This is a genomic window from Aquimarina sp. AD1 (assembly GCF_003443695.1).
GTDB classification, from domain to species: Bacteria; Bacteroidota; Bacteroidia; order Flavobacteriales; family Flavobacteriaceae; genus Aquimarina; species Aquimarina latercula.
Genome location: NZ_CP031966.1, coordinates 4,573,968 through 4,599,309 on the forward strand (window position 1 = coordinate 4,573,968; position 25,342 = coordinate 4,599,309).

24 protein-coding genes are annotated in these 25,342 nt (G+C 32.7%); 9 read left to right on the forward strand and 15 right to left on the reverse strand.

All coding sequences use genetic code 11. The features are described from left to right. Positions 1-54: 54 nt before the first annotated feature. The 7 genes from D1815_RS19610 to D1815_RS19640 form a co-directional block, all read right to left on the reverse strand. Positions 55-564, reverse strand: a complete 510-nt coding sequence (locus D1815_RS19610; RefSeq protein WP_027393478.1) for an OmpH family outer membrane protein — start codon at positions 562-564, stop codon at positions 55-57. Positions 565-607: 43 nt separating this feature from the next. Beyond that, positions 608-1,465: an OmpH family outer membrane protein gene (locus tag D1815_RS19615; protein WP_027393479.1), complete on the reverse strand. Its 858-nt coding sequence runs from the start codon at positions 1,463-1,465 to the stop codon at positions 608-610. Between the two features lie 36 nt (positions 1,466-1,501). Next, the gene (bamA, locus tag D1815_RS19620; protein ID WP_118388973.1) at positions 1,502-4,132 is read right to left on the reverse strand and encodes an outer membrane protein assembly factor BamA; all 2,631 of its coding nucleotides are present in this window, start codon (positions 4,130-4,132) and stop codon (positions 1,502-1,504) included. A 4-nt stretch (positions 4,133-4,136) separates the two neighbouring features. Beyond that, complete coding sequence (locus D1815_RS19625) at positions 4,137-4,874, reverse strand: isoprenyl transferase (protein ID WP_027393481.1); 738 nt, start codon at positions 4,872-4,874, stop codon at positions 4,137-4,139. A 4-nt stretch (positions 4,875-4,878) separates the two neighbouring features. Beyond that, the gene (locus D1815_RS19630; RefSeq protein ID WP_027393482.1) at positions 4,879-5,562 is read right to left on the reverse strand and encodes a DUF6089 family protein; all 684 of its coding nucleotides are present in this window, start codon (positions 5,560-5,562) and stop codon (positions 4,879-4,881) included. 100 nt (positions 5,563-5,662) lie between these two features. Next, positions 5,663-6,547, reverse strand: a complete 885-nt coding sequence (locus D1815_RS19635; RefSeq protein ID WP_027393483.1) for an NAD kinase — start codon at positions 6,545-6,547, stop codon at positions 5,663-5,665. 40 nt (positions 6,548-6,587) lie between these two features. Next, on the reverse strand, positions 6,588-7,244 hold the full coding sequence (locus D1815_RS19640; RefSeq protein ID WP_027393484.1) for a CBS domain-containing protein: 657 nt from the start codon (positions 7,242-7,244) through the stop codon (positions 6,588-6,590). Between the two features lie 96 nt (positions 7,245-7,340). On the opposite strand from D1815_RS19640, the gene D1815_RS19645 reads away from it, so the two are divergent. The 8 genes from D1815_RS19645 to clpX all read left to right on the forward strand — a co-directional run bounded on the left by D1815_RS19645 (position 7,341) and on the right by clpX (position 15,708). Then, positions 7,341-8,054: a pyridoxine 5'-phosphate synthase gene (locus tag D1815_RS19645; RefSeq protein ID WP_027393485.1), complete on the forward strand. Its 714-nt coding sequence runs from the start codon at positions 7,341-7,343 to the stop codon at positions 8,052-8,054. A gap of 3 nt (positions 8,055-8,057) precedes the next feature. Further along, the gene (locus tag D1815_RS19650) at positions 8,058-8,825 is read left to right on the forward strand and encodes an alpha/beta fold hydrolase (RefSeq protein WP_118388974.1); all 768 of its coding nucleotides are present in this window, start codon (positions 8,058-8,060) and stop codon (positions 8,823-8,825) included. Between the two features lie 111 nt (positions 8,826-8,936). After that, on the forward strand, positions 8,937-10,190 hold the full coding sequence (locus tag D1815_RS19655; protein WP_027393487.1) for an OmpP1/FadL family transporter: 1,254 nt from the start codon (positions 8,937-8,939) through the stop codon (positions 10,188-10,190). A gap of 7 nt (positions 10,191-10,197) precedes the next feature. After that, a complete protein-coding gene (locus tag D1815_RS19660) occupies positions 10,198-11,739 on the forward strand; it encodes a G-D-S-L family lipolytic protein (protein ID WP_118390083.1) in 1,542 nt (513 codons plus the stop codon). 108 nt (positions 11,740-11,847) lie between these two features. Next, positions 11,848-12,195, forward strand: coding sequence for a phage holin family protein (locus D1815_RS19665; RefSeq protein ID WP_027393489.1), 348 nt, complete (start codon positions 11,848-11,850; stop codon positions 12,193-12,195). A gap of 86 nt (positions 12,196-12,281) precedes the next feature. Continuing rightward, positions 12,282-13,604 (forward strand): trigger factor, encoded by a 1,323-nt coding sequence (tig, locus tag D1815_RS19670; protein ID WP_118388975.1) that lies wholly within the window; start codon positions 12,282-12,284, stop codon positions 13,602-13,604. Positions 13,605-13,705: 101 nt separating this feature from the next. Continuing rightward, on the forward strand, positions 13,706-14,380 hold the full coding sequence (gene clpP, locus D1815_RS19675; protein ID WP_027393491.1) for an ATP-dependent Clp endopeptidase proteolytic subunit ClpP: 675 nt from the start codon (positions 13,706-13,708) through the stop codon (positions 14,378-14,380). Between the two features lie 95 nt (positions 14,381-14,475). Beyond that, on the forward strand, positions 14,476-15,708 hold the full coding sequence (clpX, locus tag D1815_RS19680) for an ATP-dependent Clp protease ATP-binding subunit ClpX (protein WP_027393492.1): 1,233 nt from the start codon (positions 14,476-14,478) through the stop codon (positions 15,706-15,708). Positions 15,709-15,798: 90 nt separating this feature from the next. Here clpX and D1815_RS19685 read toward each other — a convergent pair whose 3' ends face one another. Together D1815_RS19685 and D1815_RS19690 are read right to left on the reverse strand one after the other, a co-directional pair. Next, a complete protein-coding gene (locus D1815_RS19685; RefSeq protein WP_027393493.1) occupies positions 15,799-16,143 on the reverse strand; it encodes a hypothetical protein in 345 nt (114 codons plus the stop codon). A 225-nt stretch (positions 16,144-16,368) separates the two neighbouring features. Next, the gene (locus tag D1815_RS19690) at positions 16,369-17,901 is read right to left on the reverse strand and encodes a GH3 auxin-responsive promoter family protein (protein ID WP_035085559.1); all 1,533 of its coding nucleotides are present in this window, start codon (positions 17,899-17,901) and stop codon (positions 16,369-16,371) included. Between the two features lie 125 nt (positions 17,902-18,026). Here D1815_RS19690 and D1815_RS19695 point away from each other — a divergent pair, with 125 nt between their 5' ends. Further along, the gene (locus D1815_RS19695) at positions 18,027-18,821 is read left to right on the forward strand and encodes a DUF2797 domain-containing protein (RefSeq protein WP_118388976.1); all 795 of its coding nucleotides are present in this window, start codon (positions 18,027-18,029) and stop codon (positions 18,819-18,821) included. Here D1815_RS19695 and D1815_RS19700 read toward each other — a convergent pair. From D1815_RS19700 to D1815_RS19725, 6 genes are all read right to left on the reverse strand, one after another. Beyond that, the gene (locus D1815_RS19700; RefSeq protein WP_118388977.1) at positions 18,818-20,272 is read right to left on the reverse strand and encodes an aminotransferase class V-fold PLP-dependent enzyme; all 1,455 of its coding nucleotides are present in this window, start codon (positions 20,270-20,272) and stop codon (positions 18,818-18,820) included. The two genes, D1815_RS19695 and D1815_RS19700, sit on opposite strands and share 4 nt — an antisense overlap. 97 nt (positions 20,273-20,369) lie before the next feature. Beyond that, positions 20,370-21,002: a LysE family transporter gene (locus D1815_RS19705; protein ID WP_118388978.1), complete on the reverse strand. Its 633-nt coding sequence runs from the start codon at positions 21,000-21,002 to the stop codon at positions 20,370-20,372. Positions 21,003-21,121: 119 nt separating this feature from the next. Beyond that, the gene (locus D1815_RS19710) at positions 21,122-21,568 is read right to left on the reverse strand and encodes a hypothetical protein (RefSeq protein WP_027393498.1); all 447 of its coding nucleotides are present in this window, start codon (positions 21,566-21,568) and stop codon (positions 21,122-21,124) included. 86 nt (positions 21,569-21,654) lie between these two features. Next, positions 21,655-22,929, reverse strand: coding sequence for a hypothetical protein (locus tag D1815_RS19715; RefSeq protein ID WP_118388979.1), 1,275 nt, complete (start codon positions 22,927-22,929; stop codon positions 21,655-21,657). A 469-nt stretch (positions 22,930-23,398) separates the two neighbouring features. Then, positions 23,399-23,839: a hypothetical protein gene (locus D1815_RS19720; protein WP_108802186.1), complete on the reverse strand. Its 441-nt coding sequence runs from the start codon at positions 23,837-23,839 to the stop codon at positions 23,399-23,401. A gap of 30 nt (positions 23,840-23,869) precedes the next feature. Then, entirely contained in the window at positions 23,870-25,126 is a 1,257-nt protein-coding gene (locus tag D1815_RS19725; RefSeq protein WP_118388980.1) for a hypothetical protein, read from the reverse strand. Positions 25,127-25,342: the final 216 nt, after the last annotated feature.

The following is a 25,342-nucleotide window of genomic DNA, read 5'->3' on the forward strand; positions in this document are numbered from 1 at the left end:
CAGTGAGTATTTGGACTCACTGTTTTTTTTATTTTATGTTCTAAAAGTAATTTTTTAGATACCTAAATCTTTTTTTACATCTGCCATTAAATCTTTACCATCAGCTAGGATAACTCCTGTTCCTGTTGTAGAATCTAATACATACTGAAATCCTTGTGCTCTCGCAACTTTCTGGATAGAAACACGAGCGTTTTCATATATCGGCTTTAACAATTCAATTTCTTTTTTCTGAAGATCTTGTAAAGCATTTTGTCTGTAATCACCGATACTTTTTTCAGTAGCCTGAACTTCTTGTGCTCTTTTAGCGTTTTCTTCTTCTGTCTTAGAAGGAGCTTCTGCCTGGTACTTTTTCATTGTATTCTGTAATTCCAAAACCATATTTCTGATTTCAGCTTCGTATGTTTTGTTTAGTTTTTCAATTTCACTCTTGGCAGCTTTAAAAGCAGGCATTGCCTCCACAAGCTCTTGTGATGCAATATGAGCTACTTTGGATTGTGCATTTACGAAACTTGATGCTCCAAGGATTAATGCACAAGCTACTAATAGGGTTCTAAACTTTTTCATTTTAATAATATTAAGTGTGTTATAAATTTAAAAATTAATTTCTCTAATTATCGTTAGTTTCTCCATCTTTATTATCATCATCGTCAGATTGAGAGTCATTTTTCAATTTTTCTTTTAATGCTGTTATAGAATCTTTTTTTCTTTTTTGCGCTTCTAACAGTTTAGCTCTTCTAGCTTCAAATTCTTTTTTCTTTGCTGCTCTGATAGAATCTCTTGCAGCTTTTCTTTCGGCTAATAGCTTTTCTCTCTCAGCTTGTTTTTTAGAAGTTGACTTTTCTCTATCTGTTACTTCTTTTTCTTGTTCAGAATTTCTTTTCTCAGCTCGTTCTAATGCTTTCTTCTCTTTTTTACTGTTTACTTGCTTTCTTTTAGAAGCTCTATTGATTCTTAATAATATTTGATCACTTATGTCGTGTCTGTCAGCAGAATAAAGCATTACTAAGTCTGCCGATTTGTCAAATATGAAATCATATTTTTTATTTTTTGCTACTTCCTGTACTGCAACAAAAACTTGGTCTTGTACTGGCTGCACTAATCGTTTCTTTTGAATAAACAAATCGCCATTAGGACCAAATCGCTTTTGTTGATATTCTAGGATCTCTTTTTCTCTAAAGAAAATATCTTCTTCTCTTTCTTCGATTAATTCTTTAGTGAGAAGAACACGCTCATTATTGAGGTCTTTTCTCATTTCTTCAACTTCTTTTAATTCAGCTTCAATTTCGACTTTCCATTTCTGAACTTTTGTCTCCAAATCTGCAGAGGCTTCATTATATTCAGGTACATTTTCTAAAATATAATCCATATCGATATATCCGACTCTTATACCTTTTTGAGCTTCAGCTGTATTGGAGAAAGATAACCAAAGGATAGCTGCTAATACTAAAAGAACTTTTGTTTTCATGATCCTGTTTTGTTTATAGAAATAATCGTGCCAAAATTAAAATTGTTGTCCAATGATAAAGTGAGTCTCCCATCCATTATTTCCTGTCGTACCTGGAATTGGGTCAAAACCGTACCCAAAATCAATACCCAGCAATCCAAAGGCTGGCATAAAGATACGTAAACCTGCTCCAGCAGAACGATTTAATTGAAATGGATTGAATCCTCTAAAGCTATCATATGAAGCTCCTCCTTCTAAAAACGCCAGCATATATATGGATGCTGATGGTTTTAGAGTAATTGGATAACGAAGTTCTAACGAATATTTATTATAAATTGTTGCCCCATCTTCAACAAAATCTGGATCATTTGCTCTACTTAGTGGAATAAGTGATTGATTAGGGTACCCTCTTAAGGCTACAACCTCTCTTCCGTCAAGTGCTGTTGCACCTAAACCATCTCCACCTAAAAAGAATCTTTCGAAAGGAATATTCCCTCGATTATTGTTATATGCTCCAAGAAAACCATATTCAGCTCTTGTTTTTAATACTAATGGTTGTTTACCTAATTTAGTTAAAGTTGTGTACCAAGTAGCGTCAAACTTTATTTTATAGTATTCTAGCCAGTCAAAACGTTCTTGATCTATTTCTCCAATTTCCGTACTGATCTCTCCAATTCTAGTGTTTGTAGGGTCATTAACTACAAGGTCTTCTTGTTCTGCAAGTAAATTACTTCTTTCTTCAGCTAATTCACCATAGTCAGTTCCGTCCCATATAGAATATGGTAATGAAAGTTTAGCAATTAGATTAAACTCTGATCCAGATGTTGGAAAAATAGGATTTACAGCAGTGTTATTTCTGTTAATTCCTATAGTGTAGGCAAGATTGTTAGACGAACCGTCACCAAAGGTAAATAAACGTGTGTTGTAGTTTTTAAGATTATAATGCTGTATACTTACTGCTTGGGATAAAGTAAAATAATTATCAGGCCAGTTTAATCTTTTTGCAATACCGATGGATCCCCCAGTAATCAAAAATTTACTGTCTCTATCTACATCACGAGTTCTATTGTTAAATAAGAATTGAATCGTATGAGAAAAAGAAGTAGAAAGCTGAAATGGTCTTTTTCCTCCTAACCAAGGTTCTACAAAAGATAAACTATAGGTTTGAAAAAACTGACTTGCCTGTGCTCTTATCCGCAGGGTTTGTCCATCTCCCATAGGAAGTGGGCTGTAAGCTTCTTTGTTAAAAATATTTCTAATTGAGAAGTTGCTGAAGGCTAATCCTAAGGTTCCAACAAAACCTCCACCACCAAAACCACCTTGTAGTTCAATTTGACTAGCTCCTTTTTCAACAACTGGATAATTAATATCTATAGTTCCTGCTTGAGGATCTGCATTTTGAAACTGAGGTTCTAATTGTTCTGGATCGAAAAATCCTAATTGTCCAATTTCTCTAACTGTTCTAACAACTAAATCTTTACTATAAATCTGACCAGGTTTTGTTCTTAAGATTCTATAAACAACATGATCATTTGTTTTGTCATTTCCAGTTACAGTAATATGATCAAAGTGAACTAATTTTCCTTCTCGAATTCGTATTTCAAAATCGATAGTATCATTTTTTACATTCGTCTCTACCGCATCAATGTTAGAAAATAGGTATCCATTGTTCTGGTATAGATTGGTAAGGTCATTTGCATCTGGTTTGGTATTGTCTGCAATCTGTTTCTCTAGTAAAACTCCATTATAGACATCACCTTTTTTAATTACCAATTGTCTTGCTAACTGATTATCTGTATAGACGCTATTACCTAGGAAATTAATATTTCCAAAATAATATTTGTTCCCTTCTTCTATGGCAAGATTTAAAGAAACACTATTGTCGTCTTCTACGATTAAGGAGTCAGAAGTAATTCGCGCATCTCTATATCCTTTTTCTTTATACTTGCTAATGATACTTTCTTTATCATCTTGATAGTCATTTTTGATATACTTTGAGCGTTTCCAGAATCTCCAGAATTTTTTCTGCTTGGTATTTTTCATCGCTGCTCTCACCTTGCCATCAGAGAATTGCTCATTTCCTTCAACTCTAATTTTATCAACTTTTACTCTATCGCCTTTATCTATGCGAACCAACATATTAACTTTATTAGTAGGTATAGTGTCTTTTACAGGAGTAGTGTTAATAATAACCTTTGTATTAAGGAAACCATCTTTACGATATTTATTGGTAATAAAATTTCGAGTGGTAGTAATTAGGTTTTCTGTTACTTTAGCTCCTGGATTAAGACTATTGTCTTTTACTAAATCCTCAGCTTTACGTTTTCTAACACCCTCAATTCTTGCTTGATTTAATTCCGGAACCTCTTGAATATTGATCTCAAGAAATGCTTTTTCTCCTTCAACTTTCGTGATGTAAAAATTAATATCACTAAATAATTCAAGATCCCATAATTTTTTTATTACCGCACTTATTTTGTCTCCAGGTAATGCAATTCGCTCACCATTCTTAAGACCTGTGAAGGTAATAATAGTGTTCTCACTGTAAGTAGATATACCTGTAACTTTTATATCGCCAATGATATACTCTTTTCCTGAAGTCCCAGGCAAATTTTGTGCTGAAATTGATACCGTATTTAATAAGATTACAATGAATGCTAAATACGTAAAAGGTAATTTTTTTGTCATCTTTTTAACTAAGCTGCTCACTAGTTTTTCCAAATCTTCTCTCTCTTTGTTGATAATTTAAAATGGCCTCAAACAAATCTGTTCTTTTAAAATCAGGCCATAATATTTCAGTAAAATATAATTCTGCATACGCAATTTGCCATAATAAGAAATTACTAATACGTTGTTCTCCACTGGTACGTATTAATAAATCTACATCTGGTAGTGTTTTGGTATACAAATGCTCATTAATGACTGCTTCATTTATAAGATGTGGCGAAAGTACATTATTTTTAACTTTAATACTTATATCTTGAATAGTTTTTATTAGCTCTTCTCTGCTACCATAACTAAGTGCTAATGAAAGTGTCATATGCTTGTTGTCCTTAGTCTTTTCAATGACTTCCAGTAATTCTTTTCTTGCTTTTTGAGGTAAAGATTGGAGATTTCCAATTGCATTTAAGCGGATGTTGTTTTTTTGTAGCGTTTTAATTTCTTTTTTTAAAGAACTTACTAAAAGTTTCATTAAAGTCTCTACTTCTAACTTTGGTCTGTTCCAATTTTCAGTAGAAAACGCATATAGTGTAAGATATTTAATACCTATTTCGGCAGCCCCTTCTACTGCTTCTCTAACCGCTTTTGTTCCATTTTCGTGACCTACTGCTCTAAAAAGCCCTTTCTTTTTAGCCCATCTTCCGTTACCATCCATAATGATGGCTACGTGTTCTGGAATGTTAGAGTTAAGTTGTTCTTTATTAATCATTATTTTAAAATGCACAATAACATGGTATTCTTCCCCATGTGTAGGATAATGTTATTCCAGTAAATACATACCAATCATTATTATCCAAATTACCAAATCCTGTCCCAAATGCACTGTCTGGATCACTACCATCCAAATTATCAGTGAATGTATATCTTGCTCCAATTTCTGCACCAAGTACCCAGTGCCTTCCAATTGTTTTCTTAATTCCAACTACCATAGGAATTGATGCGCTCCATCTTTCGCTGTAGGAGCTAATCTGATTTCCATTGATAGGATCAACTGCTTTTGCACTATAATTGAAACCGGTTAAACCTGTATATAGGTATGGAGTAAACTGTGGTTGAGAATCATATAGATACCAATCCCAGAAATTAAATTCCAATCCTAAAGAAAATTCTTTTACAGAATTATTAAAGCTGAAACCTCTTTGGACTCTTCTATCATCACCGTTAGCGTCATTTGATTTTAGATTAGCGTATAAAAAGGATGCTCTAAAAGCATGTCTTTTACTTCTATTCCATTTTCCAATTGCTCCAATAGCAAGCGCATTTGGTGCTATATAATAGGAAGATCCTACATCACCAATATAGTTAGAACCACCAAGCATTAGCCCAACCTCATAGGTTTGGCAGTTGATAGTTTGTCCAAAAAACAAAATTAATACAAAGGATGCTAAGTATCTCATAGATTTTCAAAAGTTTGCAAATATAACAATTAACTTTACTACACAAGAATTTGAGTAAAATAGTATGAATTAAAAAACACTTTTTAGTAGATTTTATTGTTTAATTACGTTTATCTTCACCCCAAAGCATTTTTTTTCTCAATGTTTTTAGGAAACTATCACCTTCTAAAACTACCATATTAATCTTAAAAGGAGCTTTTTTGATAACAACAGTGGTTTCATTTGGTAAGGTATGTATTCTTGAATCTAACGATACGAGATAAGTGTCTTCTCTTCCAGAAACCTGTAGTTTAACTTCTTTGTCATCAGGAATAACTAACGGCCGAGCATTAAGATTATGAGGAGCTATAGGTGTAAGTACCATACTTTCTGCATCTGGCATCATGACTGGACCGCCGCAGCTAAGCGAATATCCTGTGGAGCCTGTAGGCGATGATACAATTAAACCGTCAGCCCAATATGAATTTAAAAATTCATCATTAAGACTTGTGTGTACAGTAATCATAGAAGTTGTATTTCTTCTACTGACTGCAATTTCGTTCATAGCAAAATTTAACACTCCGAATTTATTAGAAGGAGGAACGGTATCTATAGTTACAATCGTTCTTGGTGATATATAATATTTTTTATCTAGAATTAAATCAATAGTATCTTTTATCTCTTCTTTTTGGATAGTTGCTAAAAATCCTAATCTTCCCGTATTAATACCGGCAATTGGAATTCCTAAATCCCTTACATAAGTAATGGTCCTTAATATCGTTCCGTCTCCACCGATACTAAAGAAAAGATCATAAGAATGGTCTAATTCCTCGAACGTGCTAAAATGGGAGTAACTTTTGTCAATATCATCATGAAGATCAATTAACTCAAGAAAGTTCTTTTCAATTACTACTTCGATATTATTTTTGTCTAGAGCTTCGAGTAATTGTTGGATGTATATCCCAGATTTTTCATGATAGAACTGGCCGTAAATACCTATCTTCATTATAATTTAGTTTGTTTAAGTTATTACTCGATGTCTTAATTTATATATTAAGGTATTTTTCTAAATATTGAGACCTTTCTTTAAGGTTGTTTAGGAAAGAATCTTCGTGGTGTTTAGAAACAATATTGTAGCTATATCTTCTAAAGGTTTGTACAATATTATTGATGTCACTGTCATTTATTTTTAACGTAATCTGAATTACATCATTTTCCATATTAGAAATGAAAAGTCCAAGTAATTTAGCGTTGTTAGATTCTACAATTTGAGAAACCTCACTAAAAGAATAATCTAAAACCCCTTTTTCTACAATCAAAATATTGCCTGGTTCACTAAGAAATGGAGTTTCGTTAAAGAGATTCATGATGTCTCTTAATTCAAAATACCCTTGATAATTGTTTGCATCATCAAGAACAGGCATAATATTAGAGTGGTTTTGAGCGAATGATTCTAATATATCAAGCCAATTAGCATCAGTTCTAACAAAAAAACCTTCCAAAGCGTATACATAGGATTCTAATTTTTTTTCAGTTTCGAAACACCTAACGTCTGCTTCAGAAATACAACCTACATACGTTTTGTCATTCAAAACAGGGAAATGAGTATACGTAAGCTCATTAAATAATAATTGTGCATCCACAACTTTAGCAGAAGTGGCAAGTGGCGCTATTTCATTTACTATGTATAAACTTGTCTTCATATTCCCGGGGCTTTTTGTGCAAATTAATCAAAAATATGTAACCGAGGCACTCTCAAGTTCGTATTTTTGTTATTTATTAAAGTTATATCAAAAACTATGACAAAGTTAAGTGTTAATATCAATAAAATTGCAACATTACGTAATTCTAGAGGAGGTAATACTCCAGATTTACTCAAAGTTGCTGCTGATGTTCAGAATTTTGGGGCAGAAGGTATTACGATACATCCTAGGCCTGATGAAAGACATATAAGATATCAGGATGCTTATGATTTAAAACCAATTGTACATACAGAATATAATATTGAAGGGAATCCAATTCCAAAATTCATAGAATTGGTTACTGATATTGTACCTACGCAAGTAACATTAGTTCCAGATTCAATAGATGCTATAACTAGTAATGCAGGCTGGGATACTATAAAAAACAAGAGCTTTTTGTCTGAAGTTATATCAGAATTTAAAAGAAATGGTATTCGAACTTCGATTTTTGTGGATCCAATAAAGAATATGGTAGAAGGTGCAAAAGAAACGGGAGCTGATAGAATAGAATTATATACTGAAGATTTTGCATCAGCGTATACAAAGGGAGATGAAAGTGTTATTAGTTCATATGCGGAGTGTGCTAAGATTGCTATGGATCTTGATATAGGTGTGAATGCAGGTCATGATCTTTCGCTGGATAATATCAAGTTTTTTAAAGGAAATGTTCCTGGTTTGCTTGAGGTTTCTATTGGACATGCTCTGATAAGTGAATCACTATATCTTGGATTAGAAAATGTGGTAAATATGTATCTACATAAACTCAAATAAATAATGAAGTTACATGCAAATGTTTTTGGAGAAGGTACTCCGTTTGTAATATTACATGGATTTCTTGGTATGGGAGATAATTGGAAGACCCTAGCTAAGAAGATATCTGAACAAGGCTATCAAATACATTTGATCGATCAGAGAAATCATGGGCGGAGTCCACATAGTGATGAGTTTAATTATGAAATTCTTGCTTTAGATCTGTTGGAGTATTGTAGAGATCATGGGCTTGAGGATATAGTGTTGCTTGGTCATTCTATGGGTGGTAAAACGGCAATGCTTTTTGCTGCGAAGTATCCTGACATTGTTGATAAATTGGTGGTAGCGGATATAGGTCCGAAATATTATCCGTTACATCATCAGGATATCCTAGATGGATTGGATTCTTTAGATTTTGAAGTTTTAAAAAGTAGAGGAGATGTTGACAAAGCATTAGAGCTTTATGTCAGAGATGCTGGTGTCCGTATGTTTTTAATGAAAAATCTGTTTTGGAAAGAAAAAGGTCGACTAGGTTTGCGCATGAATTTAAATAGTTTGATTCGTAATTCTTCTGAAATAGGGGTTGCGTTATCGGAAGAATACTTGTACGCTGGCGATACTCTTTTCCTGAGAGGACAAAAATCTAATTACATAATAGACGAAGATATAGATCTTATAAAGAAACAGTTTCCTAAGTCAAAAATAGGGGAGATTTCTAACGCTGGACATTGGTTGCATGCCGAGAACCCTTCAGAATTTTTAATGACTTTGTTGGAATTTCTCAAAAATTGAACAAAAAATGTTATGTATGCATAATATTTTAATGATTTAGTTGGATAATTGGTATTTTCTACTAAATTTGGTGCTTTATTCTTATAAAAACAAAAACAATTTTAATTTATTATGAAAAAACTACTATTATTAGTTCTATTCGCCTTAGTGACATTAGTCACATATGCCGGTGGATATAGAGTTAGTGTGCAAGGACAGAGAGCTATGGCTATGGGGCACACAGGTGTTGCCGTGGTAAATAGTGCGGAGTTAGTATTCTTTAATCCAGCTGGTCTTGTATATTTAGAAAATAAGCTGAATATAAGTGCTGGTGCGAGCGGTATTTTTACCGATGTTATTTATCAAAATTCAGATCTTGGGATTTCTTCAGAAACTGATAGTTCTGTTGGGACTCCACTTAACTTATATGGATCTTATAAGGTGAATGATTGGTTGGCACTAGGACTTGGGGTGTACACTCCTTATGGTAGTGAGGTAACTTGGCCAACAGATTGGGCTGGTTCCCATTTAGTAAATAATATTGAATTAGCTGCAATTTATATTCAACCTGTAGTTTCTATTAAATTATCTGACCAGTTTAGTATTGGGGGAGGACCTATTTTTGTTACAGGTTCTGTGAATTTTAATAGAAATGCTAATAGAACGACTACGGATATTGATGGAAATCGTGCTAATATTACTATAGATGATTCTGGAGTTAATAATTGGGGTTGGAGTGTAAGTGCCATGTTTAACCCAACAGAAAATTTTAGATTAGGATTTAGTTATCGTAGTGAAATTATTCTTGAAGCAGAAGGAGGAGAGGCGACTTTCTCTAATTTCCCTGTTACTACTGCTCCTGGTGTTCCTGCAAATGGAACTACTACTTTTAATGCAGAATTGCCATTGCCTGCGGAATTGACAGTAGGACTTTCTTATCAGTTCCATGATAAGTGGTTGTTTGCTTTTGATTATAACAGACAGTTCTGGGATGTATATGAATCTTTAGATTTACAGTTTGGTAATGGAGCAACTTCTATTAATCCACGTAATTATAAGAACTCATCGGTATATCGTTTTGGATTACAATATGATGCAACTTCTAAGATTTCACTTCGTGCAGGATACTATATTGATGAATCTCCTGTTCAATCTGGATTTTTTGCACCAGAAACACCTCGTAACGATTCTCAAGGTTTTTCAGGAGGTGTAAGTTTTGCAATTACTCCTAAGTTAGCAATTGACGCTTCTTTCTTTTATCTAAGGTTTGAAGAGGTTGATGCATCCTACGATTTTTATGAAGAAAATGGGCAGAATGTTCCATTTGGAGGAACATATAAATCAAGCGCATTTGCGCCAGGACTTGGTTTAACTTATAAATTATAAAATGAAGATGAAAAACAATATAAAATATTTAGCAATTCTGGCATTAGGTTTAGTAGCTTGTGAGCCAGAGTTTGACAATCCAATTGATGATGCTGGTGTGTATACTAGTGGAGAAGCTGATTTTTCTAATTATGTAGCTTTAGGAAATTCGCTAACTGCTGGTTTTGCAGATAATGCTTTGTATATAACGGGGCAAGAGAATTCATACCCAAACATATTATCTCAACAATTTGCTTTAGCAGGTGGAGGAGACTTTACCCAGCCTTTAATGGCGGATAATGCTGGTGGAGCCTTATTGGGAGGGACTCAGATTTTAGGAAATAGATTGGTATTAGCTTTTGATGCAGACGGTAATCCTGGCCCTACACCTTATACAGGTGCAATGCCGACAACTGAAATATCAAATAACCTAGGTGCTTCTTTTAATAATATGGGAGTTCCAGGAGCTAAAAGTTTTCATTTAGTTGCTGATAGATATGGAGATGTTGCAGGTGTTGCTGCGGGTTTAGCGAACCCATATTTTGCTAGGTTTGCTTCTTCTGCAGACGCTACAGTTATTGCAGATGCAGTTGCACAAAGCCCAACATTCTTTAGTTTATGGATAGGTAATAATGACATCTTAAGTTATGCTACTTCTGGAGGTGTGGGAGAAGATCACAATGTTACTGGAAATATAGACCCTACTACTTATGGAGGAAGTGATATTACTAATAGTAATGTTTTTGCTTCTGTTTATAGTAATTTGTTAGATGCTCTTACTGCAAATGGAGCAAAAGGTGTAGTTCTTAATTTGCCAAGTGTAACATCACTTCCATTTTTTACAACTGTACCAACTAATGCAGTACCTTTAGATGCACAGACTGCTGCGTTTTTAAATTCGCAATTTGCTGCGTATAATACTCAAATACTTCCTGGATTGGCGGGACTTGGTGTAATAACTGCTGAAGAAGCTGGAAGCAGACAAATTAATTTTGTAGCTGGTCAGAACTTTGTAACTATAGTAGATGAATCATTAACTGATATCTCAACAATAATACAGGGAGCTCCCTTTAACTTAGATGCTCAAACGGCTGGGCTTTTAGGTCAATTAAGACAGGCTACTTCTTCAGACTTAATTCCATTAACATCAGCAGGTAATATAGGTGTTGATCTTACGGGAGACGGTAGTTTGATTACAGGGGTTTCCGTTCCTTTAGGAGATGCTGATGTATTAACAGAAGCAGAACAAGCTGCAGTAACTAGTGCTCAGGATTCTTTTAACGCTACTATAAGAGCATTAGCGGCTGCTAATGGTTTAGCTTTTGTAGATGTAAAGTCAATCTTAAGTCAGGCTGCAGGTAGTGGTATTCCTTTTGATTCTGGAGTAGTTACTTCAACTTTTGTAACTGGTGGTGGATTCTCTTTAGATGGAGTGCATCCTACACCAAGAGCACATGCGATTTTAACGAATGCAGTGCTAGAAGAGATCGAAGAAACTTATGGAGCTACTTTGCCTTCTGTTAATCCTGGAGACTACGGAACTGTTACACTTAGTAACGAGGTGAATTAATTTGCTTTAAGTTAATATAAAATATATAAGCCTGCTATTATTTTAATAGCAGGTTTTTTTATTGTATTGTTTTTTGGTAATTTGAGAATCAATCTAAACCTATATATAATGAAATTCTTATTAAAAATGATTCTCAGTGCAATTGCTGTATTGGTGTTGGCAGAGATTTTACCGGGAGTTAATGTGGATAGTTATGTTAGCGCTCTTATTGTGGCGGTACTTTTGGCAGTTCTAAATGCTGTCGTAAAACCTTTGTTGGTTATTTTAACGCTTCCAGTTACAATTGTTACTTTGGGATTGTTTTTATTGGTAATTAACGCGGCGATAATATTAATAGCAGATCATTTTGTTTCAGGTTTTGGAGTTAACGGTTGGTTATGGGCATTAATATTTAGTGTTTTGTTATCCGTGTTTCAATCTATATTATACTCTATTTTAAAGAAAGATAAAAGCTAACTGTTTTTCAGGAAGTTAAAACTTTGTTGAGTTGTAAAAAAGTATTACTTTTGCAACCCGATTTTTAGTACAAAAAAGTAGAGATAATGAATATTTCAAAAGAGCAATTAGACGATTTAAATGCTGTAGTGACAGTAGATATTGCAAAAGCAGATTATAGCGATAAGGTAGATAACATTCTTAAAGATTATCGCAAAAATGCCAATATTCCTGGTTTTAGAAAAGGCCATGTTCCTATGGGATTGGTAAAAAAGCAATATGGGAGAGCAGTTTTAGTAGATGAGGTAAATAAATTGTTGCAAGATGCTCTAAATAAGTATCTAACAGAGGAAAAATTAGATGTTTTAGGAAATCCATTACCGAAAGAGCAAGAAAACTTTGACTGGGATTCTGATGATTATTCTTTTGAGTTTGAATTAGGTTTGGCGCCAAAATTTGAGGTAAAACTTAATGGTAAGAAAGCTATAACACATTACAAGATTGTAGCTAGTGAAGAAATGATCGATAATCAAATCAAAACAATCCAAAAGCAATATGGTAAATTAGTACCAAAGGATGCTGCAGAGAAGGATGATTTAATTGCTGGTACTTTTGTTAACGAAGAAAAAGAAATTAACAATCAAACTACTATTTCGTTAGATAAGATCAAAGGAAAAAGAAACTTAGATAAGTTTATTGGTTCTAAAGTTGGTGATGTACTTACTTTGAAAACAAAGGGCTTATTTTCTGATGATCAAGATTTGATAAATGCGTTAAAAGTTAGTCAAGAGGATGCTAAAGGGTTAGAAGTTGAAGTAACTTTTACTATTTCTGAAATTAACAATCAAGAATTAGCTGAATTAGATCAAGATTTATTTGATAAAATTTACGGTAAGGATACAGTAAAAACTGTTACTGAACTTAAGGAAAAGATTAAAGAAGATGCAGATCGCCAGTTTGTTCAGCAGTCGGATCAGCAGTTGCTAAATGATGTGACAGAAAGTGTACTTGAAAACACTAAATTTGATTTACCTGCTGAGTTCTTACAAAAGTGGATTCAAGCTACTGGAGAGCAACCTTTGACAGAGGATGAGGCGAAAGATGAGTATGAGAAAAGCGAGAAAGGATTACGTTTTCAGTTAATCGAAGGAAAACTAATCAATGATAATAACCTTCAGGTTACTTTTGAAGAGTTAAAAGAATTCGCTAAAAACCTGATAAAAGGACAAATGGCTCAGTTTGGTCAAATGTCTCCAGAAGATAAAGAGTTAGAAGATATAGCAGCAAGAATTTTATCTAATCAGGATGAGGTAAAAAGGATTTCTGAGCAACTTATGAGCCAGAAATTACTTGGATACTATAAAGAGAATGTTAAATTGAAAGAAAAAGAAGTAAGTTTTGATGATTTTGTAAAAGAAGTTTACAAATAATCAACACATACTAATAAGGAATTTATACTTATATTTAGGGCGTTAAACCAAGTTTTGGTTAACGCCTTTTTTATAAAAACAAAATTTCAGAAAAAGAACATATGAATTACGGAAAAGAATTCGAAAAATACGCTACGAAACATCACGGTATCAATAGTAATTACTATGATCAAATTATAAGTAGTATGTATCCAGTAGGTATGACTCCTAATATTATAGAAGAACGTCAAATGAATGTGGCTATTTTTGATGTATTCTCTCGATTAATGATGGATCGTATTATCTTTTTGGGTACTGGTATTAACGATCAGGTAGCGAATATTATACAAGCGCAGCTTTTGTTTTTAGAAAGTGTTGATTCTTCTAAAGATATACAGATATATATAAATTCTCCTGGTGGAAGTGTCTATGCAGGTTTAGGGATTTACGATACAATGCAGTTTATTAAACCAGATGTGGCTACTATTTGTACAGGAATGGCAGCATCTATGGGAGCTGTATTATTATGTGCTGGAGAAAAAGGAAAGCGTTCTGGATTACCTCATAGTAGAGTAATGATTCATCAGCCTCTTGGAGGAGCCCAAGGTCAGGCAAGTGATATCGAAATAACTGCGAGAGAGATATTGACATTAAAAGAAGAACTATATCAAATTATAGCAAAACATTCAGGTCAGACATATGATAAAGTTTATGAAGATAGTGATAGAGACTATTGGATGAAAGCAGATAAAGCTCTTGAGTATGGTATGATTGATGAAATACTTACAAGAGAATAATATATAATTAAAATAAAAGCAAAGTTTATATTTTGCGCCCCTAGTAATGTTTGTTATAATTTTGAATAGCAAACAAGTTTTTGAAATAGATAATTATGCCGAAAGAAGATTTAGAATGCTCGTTTTGTGGAAGAAAAAAGCCAGAGACCAATTTATTGATTGCAGGTTTGGACGCTCACATATGTGATCGTTGTATTGTTCAAGCTCACGGAATTGTTGTTGAAGAGGCTAGAGATGAAGAGACAGGAGAACTGAGCTCTGAATTAATGCTTCGTAAGCCTATGGCTATTAAAAAGTTTTTGGATGAATATGTAATTGGTCAAGAATTCACTAAGAAAGTGATGTCTGTTGCCGTATATAATCATTATAAACGTTTATTACAGCCAAGTACTGATGATGATATTGAAATACAGAAAAGTAATATCATTATGGTAGGGCAAACAGGTACTGGTAAAACTTTGATAGCTAAAACTATCGCTAAAATGCTAAACGTACCATTAGCAATAGTTGACGCTACTGTTCTTACTGAGGCAGGATATGTTGGTGAAGATGTAGAAAGTATTCTTACGCGTTTATTGCAGGCTGCTGATTATAATTTAGAAAAAGCACAGCGTGGTATAGTTTTTATTGACGAGATCGATAAAATTGCACGGAAGAGTGATAATCCTAGTATAACAAGAGATGTTTCTGGAGAAGGAGTGCAGCAGGCTTTATTGAAGCTGTTAGAAGGAACTGTAGTTAATGTTCCGCCAAAAGGAGGACGAAAGCATCCTGATCAAAAGTTTATTGAGGTAAATACAGAGAATATCCTTTTTATTGCAGGAGGGGCTTTTGATGGTATCGAAAATGCTATACAGAAGCGATTGAATATGCAAGCCATGGGCTTTAGCGCATCTAAGTCAGAGGATACTATAGAGAAGGATAATCTATTACAATATATAATCCCTAAGGATTTAAAAGATTTTGGGTTGATTCCTGAGATTATAGGGCGTCTTCCAGTATTATCTCATATGAATCCATTGGATAATCATACATTAAGAGCAATTTTAACAGAGCCTAAGAATGCTATCATAAAGCAGTATAAAAAGCTGTTCGAAATGGATAATATCGAATTTACGATTACACCTGGAGCTTTAGATTATATTGTAGAAAGAGCTGTAGAGTATAAGTTAGGAGCTAGAGGATTACGTTCATTGTGCGAAGCGATTCTTACAGATGCAATGTATGAGTTACCAGAAAGTGAAGAAACTGAATTAAGGGTAACTAAAGATTATGCAGAGAAAAAACTAAATAAATCCACTATCAATAAACTTAAAGCAGTTTCATAGAGTAAGTTCTTTACCTAATAGAAATAAAAAACTCCTTAGATTTAATATCTAAGGAGTTTTTTATTGTGCTTTACAATATATGGTTGGTTACTATTCTTCTTCTTCAGAATATAAAGTCTCTTCTATTTTTTTTGAAATAATTTCCTCAGTGTTTTTTATAACAAGATCAGTGCTATCTTTAAGGTTTATATCAAAACCATTTTTAGATATTAAAACTTCATAAAATGCAACTTTAGAAGTCTCTCCGTAACATACATTATCTAGTTTTGTAGTTTTTGCTGTAGTATTGATTGTCGATAAAGATATATGATTACTTATCAAAGGTAACTCTTTAGAAGTGGTATTCTCTTCAATGTTTTTTTCTGTGTTGATTTCCTGTGCACTTGCAGCGATAGAGAACGAAATAAAAACAATACTGAGTAAAAACTTTTTCATATTTGGGACGTTTGTTTTGTAACTAACTGAAAACAAATTTAATATGAAAATAAAGGGTACGAAAGATATTTTTTATTTTTTAGACAAATCGTTTTTTTTTGCCGATGAAATACTTGTTTTTTAACAAAAAACAGAATTTATTACGTATTGTTTTTGTGGTAAAACCGTATTTCTAAAAATAGATTCTGGGAGATTTACTTCGCTAAATTACAATTTATAACATCCTTAAATCGAATAAGAATTTACCTTGTTTAATTGTAATAACTCATCAAGATATTTTCTAGAATTAGAAAGCCTTGGGATTTTATGCTGACCTCCTAATTTGTTATTTTTCTTAAGCCAATCATAAAATAATTGAGGTCTTGCTTTGTTAACCTTTAATATATTTAAAGTAGTGTTGTTATATCTTTTAGCTTCATAATCACTATTGATATTCTGAAGGTTTTGATCTAAGATTTTGGTAAACAGCGTAAGATCTTTAGGCTGTTTTTTAAATTCAATCATCCATTCATGAGCTCCTTTTTCTTTACCTTCCATAAAAATAGGAGCTACTGTATAATCCACAATTTCACAATCAGTATCTTTTGTAGTCTTTCTTAAAGCTTCTTCTGCGTTTTCTATAATCAATTCTTCTCCAAACACATTAATATGGTGTTTAGTTCTTCCGGAGACCTTAATTCTATAAGGATTTATAGAAGTAAAACGTACGGTATCTCCAATTTTGTATCTCCATAGACCTGCATTAGTGGTAATTATAACGGCATAATTGATGCCAATTTCTACGTCACTTAAAGAAATTACTTTTTCATTATTTGTGCCATAGGTATTCATAGGTATAAATTCATAAAAGATTCCATAATCGAGCATTAATAAAAGCTCGGAAGATTCGTTTTGATCTTGAATTGCAAAAAAACCTTCTGATGCGTTGTAGATTTCATAATACTTAAAGGAATCTCCTGGCAATATTTTTTTGTATTGATCAATATATGGTTCAAAACTAACTCCTCCATGGAAGTATACTTCTATGTTATTCCATATTTCGAATAAATGCTCTTGTCCAGTGGTCTCTAGTGCTTGATTTAATAAAACTAGCATCCAAGATGGAACTCCAGCTAGACTTGTAACATTTTCTTGAATAGTCTCATTAACGATCGCCGTCATCTTCGTTTCCCAATCACTCATTAAAGAAACTTCATTGCTTGGAGTTGAGCTATATTCTGCCCAAAAGGGCATATTATCAATGATTATAGCTGACAGATCACCAAAAGAGGTGCCGTTTTCTTTATATAATTCTTTGCTTCCGCCTAACCGAAGACTTTTTCCTGTAAATAGCTTAGAATTTTCGTTGTTATTAAGATACATGCATAATAGATCTTTCCCTGCGGCATAATGACAATCTTCTAGAGATTCTTGGCTAACAGGAATAAATTTGCTTTTTGCATTTGTAGTTCCACTAGATTTGGCAAACCATTTAATTGGGGTAGGCCAATATATATTGTGTTCTCCTAATCTACTCCGTTCGATCATTTCTTCATAATCTTCATAAGATCTAATAGGAACTCGTTCTTTAAAGGTTTCGTAATTATGGATAGAAGAAAAGTCATAGGTTTTGCCAAACTCAGTATTTCTGGCTGTTTCCAGTAGAACATGTAATAATTCTAGCTGTACTTCATTGGGGTACTTAAGGAAGAGCTCCATCTGGTGAAAACGCTTTTTTAAGAACCAGCTAGCTATAGAATTGACTAAAGGGATTGGCATTTTTTGATGTATCTTTGAGCTGAAATTAGCATTAATATGATTGTGTGATTGACTTTCATCGGAAACTAAAATAATAAAAATAATAACATTCTTTTTATAAGATTTAACTTATAACTAAACTTTTTATGCAATATCAGGGAGTACTTACTAAAATGCAGACAGAGATAGGGAGTCCAATTCAGTATTATTTAGTGTTTGATTCGGACTTTATCCATGTAAATCAGTTATTGAATAAATCCTTAAGCATAAAATTTATTGGGTATAAATGTTTGGCTTGCGGCAAAAACAAAAAAATTTATCGACAAGGATATTGTTATGATGATTTTTATAATCAACCTCAGGTTGGAGATTGGGTGATGCGTCCAGAATTAAGTAAGGCACATTTAGGGATAGAAGATAGAGATTTGGATTTTGAGAAAAAAGCTCAACTTCAACCTCATATTGTGTATTTAGCTAATTCGAGTAATATAAAAGTGGGAGTTACAAGAAAATCTCAAGTGCCAACGAGATGGATTGATCAAGGAGCGCACGAGGCAATAGAGATTGTTGAGGTTCCCAATAGATATTTAGCCGGAATTACCGAAGTTGCTCTTAAGGATCATGTAGCTGATAAAACGAATTGGCGTAAAATGCTTAAGAATGAGATTGAAGATAAGGATTTAAAAGAATACCGTGATAAGCTAAAAGAATTCATACCCGAAGAGGCTAAGGAATATTTTATAGATAATAATAAAGAAACAGAACTTGATTTTCCTGTATTGGACTACCCTAATAAATTAAAAAGTTTAAATTTAGAGAAAACACCCGAATACTCAGGAATTCTGAAAGGTATCAAAGGTCAATATCTAATTTTTGAAGATGATACCGTTTTTAATGTTAGAAATAATGAAGGGTATGTGGTACAGTTAACCATGCTTTAATTGACTTCCTCTAAGGAAAGTAAAGCATCTCCATATAATTCGCATTGTTCAATAGTTTCAGTTATGTGAGTAATTGTAGTTCTAGGATTTATTAAACACATTCTTAATACTACTTGCCCTAAAAGCACTGTTGTAACTAATAATGCTTCTCTGGAGTTCATTATTTTTTCAGAGATTTTCTGATTGATAATATCAATTTCTTTTTCAGATAAATTTTTGTCAATTGGATGATACCTGAAATTAATAACGGCTAACGTAGCTGGAGAAATTACTTCCCATTTAGAGCTTTTTCTGAGAATATTTTCAGTTTGTTCTGCTAATTCTATATTGTATTGTATCGCTTTTTTGAAAGAATTTAAACCAAAAGTTTTTAATGACATGTAGAATTTTAGAGCACGAAAACGGCGAGTTAATTGAATCCCGTGATCATAAAAATTGATTTCTGATTCATTTCCCTCGACATCTCGCAAGTATTCAGGTTTTTCGCTAAATGTTCCACTTAGCCAATTGTGGTCTTTTATAAGTAAGCATCCCATTTCATATGGTTGAAAAAACCATTTATGAGGATCTACTGTTAACGAATCTGCTTTTTCAATACCTTTTAGTAATTCTTTCCCATTATCAGCTAATATTGCAGCTCCTCCGTAGGCTCCATCTATATGAAACCATAGCTTTTCATTGGTACAGATTTTTGCAATTTCGTCTAATGGGTCTACGGTTCCTGTATTAGTGGTTCCAGCAGAAGCTATCATACAAAAAGGTTCTAACCCTTGTAGACGATCTTTGGCAATCGCATTTTTTAATTTGTTTAAAGACATTTTAAACTCGAGATCTGTCGGTATAATCCTTATTTGACTTTTTTTGAAGCCAATTACTTTGATCGCTTTAATATTCGAAGAGTGTGCCTGATCCGATAAATAGATTACTGATTTAGAAAAGTCATCTCCGCATTTAATTCTTCTTGCGGTTACTAGAGCAGTTAGATTAGCCATAGATCCACCACTAGTAAAAATACCACCTCCTTGTTTAGTACCAAACCCAAAAATTTCTAATAACCAATTCATGGTAAGAATTTCTAATTCTGCTGCTGCCGGAGAAGCCGCCCAACCACCTGAAAAGATATTGAAACCCGTGGCTATCGTGTCTGCCATTGCGCTTATGTAATTGCTTGGTCCCGGAACGAAAGAAAATGATTTTGGATGGGATACAATCGTACTTTGTGGTATAATCTCCTTCATGACAAAATCAAGAACTTTATTGGCATCGGTAGGATTGGTTGGAATATCTTCAGTTAGTAGATTATCCATTTCTTCGCGAGTTGCTATTGCTACTGGTTTTTTAGAGTCTTGATTGTCAAAATGTTCTACAATATGATCTATTATTGTATATCCATATTGTGTCATATCATCCTTGGACAATATTAATTCTGGATTTAGGTGGTTTTCCTTCATTGCATCTTTTTATCAAAATCGTATGCAAATGTAGACTGTTTTTGAATATTAAAATAGGTATAAAACAGTTTTAAAAAAGTATATGTTAATTGTGCCTTTAGACTATGAAGAATTTTAATCCCTGAACAACTGAAATTACTATTAAAGCAATTCCAATAATTTTAAATAATTTAGTCTTAGAGTTGTTAGATTTACTTGCCATTTTATTACCCCATTTACTGTATAAATAAAGCGTTCCAATTTTACCTAAGTATATACCAGAAAAGAAAAGAAATAAGGCAATTAGTGGTGTGTATAGCGTAAGCTCAAATAGATGTTTATTGGTTAATGATATTGCTACTATCCAATATATGATAACAGGTGGGTTTAGAAAGGCAAGGGAAAAACCGGTTAAGAATTTAGACTTTCCAAACTTATTTTTTTTAATTTCTTTGACAGTTTCTGTTTTGTTAGTTCTTGCTAAAAAATAAACTCCGATAATTAAGAATATAGAAATAATTACTATCTGAATCCATCGATTGTTTTCAAAAAAATCTGTCAATTCCATACTACAATGTAATGCGAAAAGAGCTAATAGTACTTCGCTAACACCAGCAGCTAAAGCTATTCGGAAAGCTTTTTTTGTGTCTTCTTTAATAGTAGTATTGATTACAGCAATATTTACAGCTCCAAGTGGAAGCGCGCCAGCGATCGAAGTTAATATTCCCAAAAACAGATAAAATGTAATCATGTTTTCTTAGTAGTGAATTCTAAAATACCCTTACAATAATATACGATATTTTATCTATTGCAAAAGAAAAAGACAGTATTAATACTGTCTTTTTCTTAATTTTTTATTTAAACCTCAAGTTAAAAGTTTTTAGTAACTCCGATTCTCATTTTCTTTATGATTTCCTCGAAATATAAAATTGTTAGTATGATTTTTTCTGTATCCGCGTAGGGGACCAGTTCTTCTATAGAATTCTGAGTTACGTTGATTGCTTCTTTGTTAGTTTCTACACTTTTTTTAAGAGATTTTATGTGTCCCGAATCTTCTTTAATTCCTAGGTCGCTTAATCTAACTCCAGGCTCATTAGTAAGAGATAGAAACGGAAGAACAGTAATGATTTCCTTTATACGATCTTGATAAAGTTGAATGAGTTGTCCTTTTTTTAGATCTTCTAAATCACGTATAGTATGAAATTTAGTTATTTGGTCTCTTTGATTGAAAAAAACGGCTTCATCTTTTTGCTGGCCATTGATATAATGGATGGACAAGAAAAAGATGAAACCTACTAATAGTTTTGATTTAAGCATAATTTGTATTGCCGGATTAAATTCGTTTACAGGATTTGGGGAACCTGGGACAAAAAAATGTTATTTTTAATAGGTATGGTCAGCATCTATTGCATTACCATATAATTATTCATTGCCTTTTTAAGATGAAACTTTGGTGCTGATTTACTTGTAGGGTCTTCAAACAATTTATCAACACTAACAAAGTCTTTAGTAAATCGATTGTATTTCAAAATATTTAAAACTCCAGCATTTGGTTTGTAGCTTACTTCTACACCTTCTCCATGAATATTGAAAAAGCTGTTGTCCATTTTGAAAGCTCTTTCTAGTACAGCTAGAGAAGTATATGATTCATCGAATTTTACAACATTAGAAAATCCTGAAATTTTAGAATTGTGTAAATACACCAAAGCAGAATTTGTTGCAGAAATGGCAGACGCCGTATGCATATAATTCGAGTTATCAGATAAATTAACAAAAGTCGAATTAGTAATAGTTACATCAGTAATTGCATTTGGCTTTAAGAATCCTTGATTTTTATCATATCCGTCAATCTCTATAGCAAAAGATCCCTTTGGGCTGTTAATGTATGGATGACGAACTGCCATAAGTTGATCAAGATCTCCTTTAAAACCTTCAGAAATCTGATAATCATCGTCTTCTGCTTTATAAGAAATCATGTTTCTTATGTTGTTATTACCTCCAGTCCAATTAAATGAATCTTGACCTGAATAGCTAACCATTATATGATCTACAATAGAAGCGGCACCAATTCCGAATAACGATAAACCGTTTAATTGATCAGTTCCCTTTGCTTTGCTACCTGGGAATTCTATTCTAACATATCTTAGTACTGTAGTTTGTTCATCTGGATTATTTCCTCCATATACGGCATATTGAGGGTTAAAATCTCCTTTTATAATACCATTTCCAGAAACTGAATTTACGTTTCCAGAGCCAGCTATTATGATACCACCCCAATCTCCACTCGCTCTTGATTTAGGAGCTTTGTTAGAGGTAAAAACAATTGGGTAGGCTTCTGTACCAACCGCAATAAGTTTAGAACCTTTACTAATAATTAGATTCGCAGGATTTTCATGATCTCCTCTTATTACGGTTCCTTCTTGTATGGTTAATATTGCATTTCCTATTACATATACATTACCAGATAATAGATACACTGTATCATTACTTAGATAAGTGTCTTCTGCTATAATGTTTGGAAGTTTTTCTTCTGCTTCAGGATAGTTTGTGCTGTTTGGAGTGAAATTGGTCCAACCTTTAGTCCATTTGCTGTCATTAGTATTGAAATCTTGTGCGTTAGAGTTTAAAATAGTAATGCATAAAAGAATAGACGTAATTAAGGCGCATCTTAGTTTCATAAAAGTTTAATTTTGGGGTTAAAATTTAGAAGAAAATTCTCTCTTCTACTTTAGGGTCACTAAGTTAATATACTTTTCTGATAGTTGGTTACGTGTTTACCGTAAAATATGTACGTTCGTCGTCATTTTACATGTAATTATGAAAATTTTAAGAGTATTATTCCTACTTAATAAGATTTTATGGTGTTGATTTTCAGTATTTTATGTATTGTTTAATTATTTAATGAAAAAGATAAACAATAATGATCTTAAAGAGTTTTTTAGTTTATTTTCAAAATCTTTTTTTATTTAAAATATTGATTTTTAAGTATTTGTGTTTTTTACGTTTTTTTGAAATTTGATTAATTTTTCTCCTTTATGTAAATGTTTCATTATTAAAAAAGTAAAATCACGTTTAATTCAGTGAATTATAAACGTGATTTTTGCACCTTTTGTCGATGATTAATTCCCTTTTTGATTGGGCAATAATTTATATATTTCCATCCTTGCCTAATCTCATCTTTTTAATCATTTCTTCAAAATATAAGATTGCCCATATTATGTTATCCGTATCTGAGTAGGGGACTAATTCTTTTACAGTGTTTGTAGTATAAACGAAAGCTCTATCCGCTATTTCATTATTTTTTTCTACGACTTTAATATTATCAGAGTCTTCTTTAATACCAATATCACTTAGACTAGTTCCCGGTTGATTCGATAACGATAAGTATGGTAGTACTATAAAAATCTCTCTTGTTCGTTCCAAGTATAGTTCAATTAAGGCTCCTTTATTAAGATCTTGTAGTTCATCAATAGTATGAAATCTATTAATTAGTTTATCATCATTATAGAGGACTCCCTTCTTTTTAGTTTGTGCACTTAAAGTACCTATTGTAAGCACTAATAGTAATAGTATAGTTGTTTTTTTCATGGTTCTTTTTTTTGTTTGTGGTTGGATTACTTACTGGATTACCATGTAATTATTTAGTGAGTTTTTTAATGAAAAATCTGGGTTTGATTTATCTAATGGATCACTAAATATTTCTTCTGGTTGCTGAAATGTTTTAGTAAATCGATTGTATTTCAAAAGGTTAAATGTGTCATCTTTGATATTGTTATGGGTAACTACACCTTCCTTGTGTACATTAAAAAAGCTATTGTCTAGTTTAAAAGCCGTTTCTATCATTCTAAGGGTAGAAAATGTTTTATCTAGTTTTACTACATCAGAAAATCCAGATATGTTGGAGCTATTAAGATAAAGCTCGCCTAAGTTGTTTATAGAAATTGCAGCTCTAGTGTGGTTGTAATTGCTTTCATCTGCTAAACTAATTAATGTGGCTCCGGTGATATCAATACTGGATAATATTTTGGAATTGTCAAAACCTAGGTTTTTATTATAACCATCTACTTCAATTGCATATGATCCATTATTACTTGTGATATATGGGTGTTTAACTGCTAAAATATTGATAAGCTCTCCTCGGTATCCTTGCGTAAAATCAAAATCATCATCATTTGATTTATATGAGATTAGATTTCTAGAGGTAGAGGCTCCTCCGTGCCATTCGAAAGAATCATCTGCAGAATAACTTATCATTACATTTTCTACCACAGACTTGCTTCCCAGTGCATATAAGGATAATCCATTTGTAGATTTACCTGCATATTCGATTCTTACAAACTTTAATATTGTAGTTTCTTCTTCCATTTTGTTTCCTCCAAATATGGTGTATAGAGGATTAAATTTACCCTTGATACTTCCTTCTCCTTCTACAGTATTGGCTTTACCGGATCCAATAATAGTTATTCCACCCCAATCTCCACTTTTTCTTGAGTTTCTGGATTTGTTAGAGGTAAATACGATGGGTGACGCCTTAGTTCCATTGGCAATAAGTTTAGCTCCTTTAGATACAATCAGGTTTGTTGATTTTTCAGTGTCTGCTTTTATCAGTGTTCCTTCTTCTATAGTTAAAGTGGCATTGTTTACAACATATACATCACCAGAAATAAAGTAGACAATATCACTACTTAAAAAAGTGTCTTTAGTGATAATGTTTGGTAATTGCTCTTCGTAATCCGGATAATTGGTGTTATTTGGTGAAAAATTGGTCCAATCTTTCATCCATTTCATGTTATTTGGGTTGAAATCATTTTGAGATAAACCCGAAACTGATATTGTAATAATTAAAAATAAACTTAATATTGCTCTTGTCTTCATAACTTCTTTTTTTAAGTTATACCTTCATTAGATCTTTTGTAGTTGATCAGTTTTTCTATCAAGGTTTGTTAACTAGTAACACCATTTAGTTCGATAAGACGTAATAAAGATTACAGAAAAAATGATTTATTAACATTTTTTTGTAAGAATTAGTAAGTAGAAAGGATTCTTGACTAACTCTTTCTAAGTTATAGTACAAGATTTTTTAATTGAGAT